Origin of the sequence: Trebonia sp. (assembly GCF_030042015.1) — a bacterium.
Lineage (GTDB): Bacteria > Actinomycetota > Actinomycetes > Streptosporangiales > Streptosporangiaceae > Trebonia.
Genome location: NZ_JASIAL010000388.1, coordinates 1 through 5409, shown reverse-complemented (window position 1 = coordinate 5409; position 5409 = coordinate 1). Strand labels below are relative to the sequence as shown.

Here is a 5409-nt window from a genome sequence, read left to right as displayed (position 1 = left end):
TGCGTCAGGGCCTCTGAGGTCGCCGCCGAAAACCCTCGGGGGCCCGCAAGCTCCTCAACCTCAGCGATCAGCCCGCCGGCCAGCGTGACCGACCGCTTGCGGGTCAGGCTGGCCTCCGGAACCCTCTCAATCGCCATGAGTTAAGGGTAACACTTTTGGTGGCATAGCCCCGTGCTGCCTCCGCAGCACTCATGAGGCTTCAAATGTCGCTGAAGAACGCGCCGTCCACTGTGACGTCCTCGACCATCCGCGTCTGGACGCCGAGCTCATGTTTCTTCAGCAGGTCGCTCAGGCGATCGCCGTCAATCAGATCGACCGGCGGTGCGCCGTCTCTGGTCGCTTCCTTCTTAGCCTCCGCGGTAAACGTCCCTGTGGTGATCAGGAGGCCCTTGTCTCCGCGTCCCGCCATGGCGCCTCGGAAGTCGCGGACTGCCGCCGCGCCCACGCTGCCCTGGTAGCGCTTGCACTGGAAAAACACAGGGAAGCTGACCAGCCCGAGCCGGTAGACACCTAGCCCGTCAATTCCGCCGTCGCCGCTCCTGCCCGTCACTGAGACGCTGTCGAAATCGGCCTCGCGCAGCAACCTTTGGGCAAGCCGCTCGAACGCATCAGGCTGCATACCCATGAGCTGTCCGAGCAGTTGCTCTTTCCAGTTAGCCTCGTCGCCTGGCCCGTCGGCATCAACCTTGGCCATCTCCTCAGGGCTCGCCTTGCTCTTCCGGCTGGCCCGGAACTCGGGGAGATGAGCTTTCCATATCTCACGAACCCGCTGGCGCCGCTGGTCATCGGTGAGGGAAGTGTCAGCGAGCAGTGCGCTCCCAGCCTCAGTGAGAGACCAGATTCCCCGTGCGCTGTTGGTCAGCAGACCCATGCCCTTCAAGTACGAGCGCGCCCAAGCGAGCCGGTAGCTGATCTCCGTCACGGGTCCGTCGTTATGCAGCACGGCCTGCTGGGCGTCGCTGAAGTGCTGCAGCTTGACGGCGGTCTCGACGATCTCTCCGATCGATGCCGACCCGCCCAGTTCTGCCACGGCTTTGAGGGACGGCCACAACAGTTCGTTGTACGGAGGCACCTCGACATTCGTCATGAGCAGTCACTTCTTCCAGAACTCTCAGCGGAGCAACCCAACGGCCAGGCTAGTGAACTACGAGCTGACATTGGCAAGTACCGGTCATTCTGCCCGGGCAGAAGTAGTCGCCACACCCGACTGGCGGATGATCTCGCGCAGTTCGGCTGGGGTCGGCCAGGGCGGCTTCGTGTGGATCATCCGGTGGCAGTTGGAGCAGAGCAGCGCCAAGTCAAGGATGCTGCGCGGACCCTCACCGCCGACGTGGAGCGGCTCCACGTGGTGACACTCGATGTACCCGCGACCGCGCTCGCCGTAGGTCTGACCGAAGTCGAACTCGCAGACCTCGCAGGCAAGTGGCCTGCCGGCCGCCACCACGCTGTTGACCTTCTTGCGTCGCAGTGTGGGGTTACGTTCCCGGTAGGCGTGCCAGCGCAGGAGGTACCGGCCCTCCATCTCGCTCTCGCCCTCGTAGCCCACGTCGCGCGGGAAGTCGGCCGGCTCACCGCTAGCCACTGACGCGCGAGTGGCCTCCGCCATCACGTGCATCACATCGGGCTCGGCGAGGAACCTGGCGATGACCTCCTTGTCGCGCCGACCGCCGTTTGTCGGACGCCCGGTATAGCCCGGAAGCGACGTGGCGATGTCCGCGGTCTTGCGGCCGACGCCGTTCGGGTTCCTGAAGTCAGCACGCCGCGTCTCGGGAGGATGGATAGTCATCTTCTGCAAGAGCTCGGACAGCTCGATGACCTGAGGGTTCTCGGCGGGGAGCCACCGGCCGCCGTTCTGCATGACCAGGTCACAGGCGAGGACGATCTCGTCCCACTCCCAGTCCGGGTTCCTGCGCCCCTCGTCCACCATGCGCCAATCGTAGGCAGTTGCGTCTGGCAATATTGCCAAACGCAATGTGTTGCCTGCGACGATCCGAGTTAGCCTGGCTAATCACCTCAAACCGTTAGCATTGGTGCCCCACGGCCAACCATCCGATAGAAGTCAGGAGGTACTTGCGTTGCCGCGGCTCGCGATCGACAAGGACTTCCTCGATGACTACTCAAGGCTTGAGAGGTCAGTGCAAAGCGCCGTCAAGGACACGATCGATAAGTTCGCGGAGCACACCTACGCAGGCCTGCACCTGGAAAAGATCCAGAAGAGCAAGGACGACCGAATCCGGACGATCCGGATCGACCAGCACTGGCGCGGCGTCGTTCTCGCGCCGGACAGTGGCGACACCTATAGCCTGATCAGGGTCCTGCCGCACGACAGGGCGATCGAGTACGCGGCCAGCCACAAGTTCACGGTCAACCCGGCGCTCGGCGTCGTCGAGGTCCGCGACGAGACGGCCCTGGAGCAAATTCAGCCAGTGCTTGAAGAGGCCGCAGGGAAGACCGAGACGAAGCTGCTCGCGCACGTCAGAGATGCCGACCTGGCACGCCTCGGCATCGACTCGAACACCATGGTGATCGCCCGCCTGCTATCAACCGAGGCGGAGCTGGCGGCTCTGGAGAAGATGATCCCCGAGGCACAGTACAACGCGCTGTTCGGGCTGGCGTGCGGCCAGACACCCGAGGAGGTCTGGGCAGAAGTTTCGCAGTACGCGCCGAACGAGCCCGTCGACACCGGCAACATCGTCAAGGCCATGGAGCGCACGCCGGGCCGCGTGGTCTTCATCGACAGCAACACGGAGCTTCAGCGCATCCTGGAGCATCCGTTCGCGGCCTGGCGGATCTTCCTGCACCCGGCGCAGCGCAAGATTGCCTACGCAGCCCGGTACGCAGGCCCAGTCCAGGTGACCGGTGGCGCGGGAACCGGGAAAACTGTCACCGCACTGCACCGGGCCGCGCACCTCGCCCGCCAGGCCAGCGAGGAACTTTCCGCGGTGGAGGAAGCCCGGTCCGTTCTGCTGACGACTTTTACCCGGAACCTGGCAGAAGCCCTCGAGACCCAGTTCGATCTTCTTGTGGACGCGGACGACGTCCGCCGACGGGTCGAGATCCTCAACGTCGACCGGCTCGCTTACCGCCTTGCCGGGCAATCCCGCGGCGCCCGCCCCGCCATCATCGACAACAAGGCCCTGTCGGACCTCTGGGCCACAGCTGCCGCCAAGGCAGGCTTGGCGTTCGCGCCGACATTCCTCGTCCGCGAGTGGGAGCAGGTAATCCTCGCGCAGGATCTGCGAGCAGAGGAGGACTACCTCACCTGTTCGCGCGCCGGCCAGGGCACGCCGCTCGGCAAGGCGCAGCGCCGCCAGGTCTGGCAGCTCGCCCAGCAGGTCGAGTCGGAGCTGAACGCAAGGGGCCAGTCCACGTTCCTGCAGCTCGCCAATGAGGCCGCGCGTTTTCTCCAGGCGTCCGGCCGACCGCCCTACCGGCACGTGATCGTCGACGAGGCGCAGGACCTGCACCCGGCTCAGTGGCGGCTGCTGCGCGCCGCCGTTCCGGCCGGCCCCGACGACATGTTCATCGTCGGTGACGTGCACCAGCGGATCTACGACAACCACGTGTCGCTCGCGAAGGTCGGGATCAACGTCCGCGGACGCAGCCGGCGGCTCACGGTCAACTACCGCACCACCCAGGAGATCCTTGCCCTGGCCGTCCCCACGCTCGGCAAGGCGGCGTTCAGCGGATTGGACGATGAGGCCGACACGCTGACCGGTTACCGCTCTCCGATGCATGGCCGCCGCCCGATGATCCGCGGGGCGATGACTCGTGACGGTGAGCTCGCGGCGCTGGTCGCCCGCATCCGCCACTGGCAGGACGAGGGCATCGAGCCGCACGCCATCGGTGTCGCCGCCCGCGCCGGCTACCTGTTCAAGCAGGCCGCCGCGGCGCTGGCGGCGGCAGGCATCCCGACGGCACCGCTATCCGACAAGTCCGGACAGAACACAGTCCGCATCGGCACCATGCACGGCATGAAGGGCCTGGAGTTCCAGGCGGTCGCCATCATCGGCGTCGCGGACGGGATCGTCCCAGCCCCTGCCGCCGTCACCCCCGCCACAGACGACCCGCTCGCCCACGCTCAGGACCTGCAACGCGAACGCTGCCTGCTGTTCGTCGCCTGCACCCGCGCCCGGGACCATCTCTACCTCTCCTACACCGGCACCCCTAGCCCATTCCTCGCGAGATGGTAATTCAAAAGCGTGCTCAGGCTAGGTGTGGACGGATTCGGGAAGCGAATTGGACAAGTCCCGCCGCATCGAGCGCGTCTATGATGCCGGATGGCGTCATCGGCGGGCGACGCTTGCTTGCTGCGAGGCGCGTGATCGTTTCAAGGACCTCGGCCGGGAATTCCGTGTAGAGGGAGCAGAGGTAGACGTCCGGGTTCACGACCGTGACCCCATGGTTCTTCATGAAGTCACAGTTAAAGTCTTTGTCGTTCCACGTGACCAGCGCTTCAGCCTGCCCTGCCACCGGCGCTCCCGGACTATGACACGCTCCCATTCATCGAGGAGGTCGTCCGTCCACATCACATCGTGAATCCCATCCTCGGTGAGCGCGAGCATGAGATCCATCACGGAAAACGGGAACAGGACGTTCGTGTCGATGAATACTCTGGCCACGAACAGTAAGCATAAGTACGGCAAGCCAGCCGTGGCGGCTATGTCCGCGATCCTGCGCCGTCCCTCCGCTCTGCGCTCACGGCGTGCTTGGAACGCGAGCACGTCTTCAAGCCTTATCCTGCGATGACGACTCTCAGGCAAGAACTTGGACGGTATATCTCCACGTTCGAGGAGCCTGGCCACGAAAGGCCGGGACAGCCCAAGCAGTTCTGCGGCCTCCGCTGGCGAGAGGGTTACTTCAGCGGGAATAGCCATTACCGCGCGTCCGGCTGCCAGGTTGTTCGCTGCACTGACTACTAGCCGCAAAAGGGATTAAGGCAGGCTGATCTCAGTGCCGTCAGCGGTGCGCAGCAGCAACTCCCCGTCCCCAAGGTCCTCTCGCTCGCGCAGCTCGTCAAGAGCCTCATGATCCGCGGGGACCGGATCGATCCGCGTGGCTTGGCCCAGTACACCCGTGCGCGGCATTATCCCTACTGTAACTTAACTGGAATAAGTGTAACCTCCGAACTGGCTCCAGCGCTACGGCAGATGCGATGGTCAATCGTGGCGTGACTTCAACGCGTATCTTGCTGTCGGGTTGGGACGCATATTAGGTCGATATCTTGGCGTCTGACCACACAACCGTCGGCGTAGGATGTCACCCTAAGTCGCCATCGCATGGCAGAGTGGGGCAGACGTGGATGTTTTCCAGGTCCGTGATCGGCTGACCGAGGACTACCGGGAGTTCACCGGGTCCTTCGTCGACATCCACGACAAGGCCATCAAGCAGCATGTCGATGACCGGATG

General features: G+C 64.3%; 5 protein-coding genes. 1 reads left to right on the top strand and 4 read right to left on the bottom strand.

Features of this window, described 5'->3' with window-relative positions; all coding sequences use genetic code 11:
- Positions 1–199 precede the first annotated feature (199 nt).
- Together Q1N79_RS21105 and Q1N79_RS21100 are read right to left on the bottom strand one after the other, a co-directional pair.
- Entirely contained in the window at positions 200–1087 is an 888-nt protein-coding gene (locus Q1N79_RS21105; RefSeq protein WP_300611557.1) for a restriction endonuclease, read from the bottom strand.
- An 84-nt stretch (positions 1088–1171) separates the two neighbouring features.
- A complete protein-coding gene (locus tag Q1N79_RS21100) occupies positions 1172–1927 on the bottom strand; it encodes an HNH endonuclease (RefSeq protein ID WP_300611555.1) in 756 nt (251 codons plus the stop codon).
- Between the two features lie 49 nt (positions 1928–1976).
- On the opposite strand from Q1N79_RS21100, the gene Q1N79_RS21095 reads away from it, so the two are divergent.
- Positions 1977–4193 carry a UvrD-helicase domain-containing protein gene (locus Q1N79_RS21095; protein WP_300611553.1) on the top strand — a complete coding sequence of 739 codons (2217 nt, stop codon included), beginning with the start codon at positions 1977–1979 and terminating at the stop codon, positions 4191–4193.
- Between the two features lie 216 nt (positions 4194–4409).
- On the opposite strand, the gene Q1N79_RS21090 is transcribed toward Q1N79_RS21095, so the two are convergent.
- On the bottom strand, positions 4410–4877 hold the full coding sequence (locus tag Q1N79_RS21090; protein ID WP_300611551.1) for a helix-turn-helix domain-containing protein: 468 nt from the start codon (positions 4875–4877) through the stop codon (positions 4410–4412).
- A 57-nt stretch (positions 4878–4934) separates the two neighbouring features.
- Positions 4935–5087 carry a hypothetical protein gene (locus Q1N79_RS21085; protein ID WP_300611549.1) on the bottom strand — a complete coding sequence of 51 codons (153 nt, stop codon included), beginning with the start codon at positions 5085–5087 and terminating at the stop codon, positions 4935–4937.
- Positions 5088–5409 lie beyond the last annotated feature (322 nt).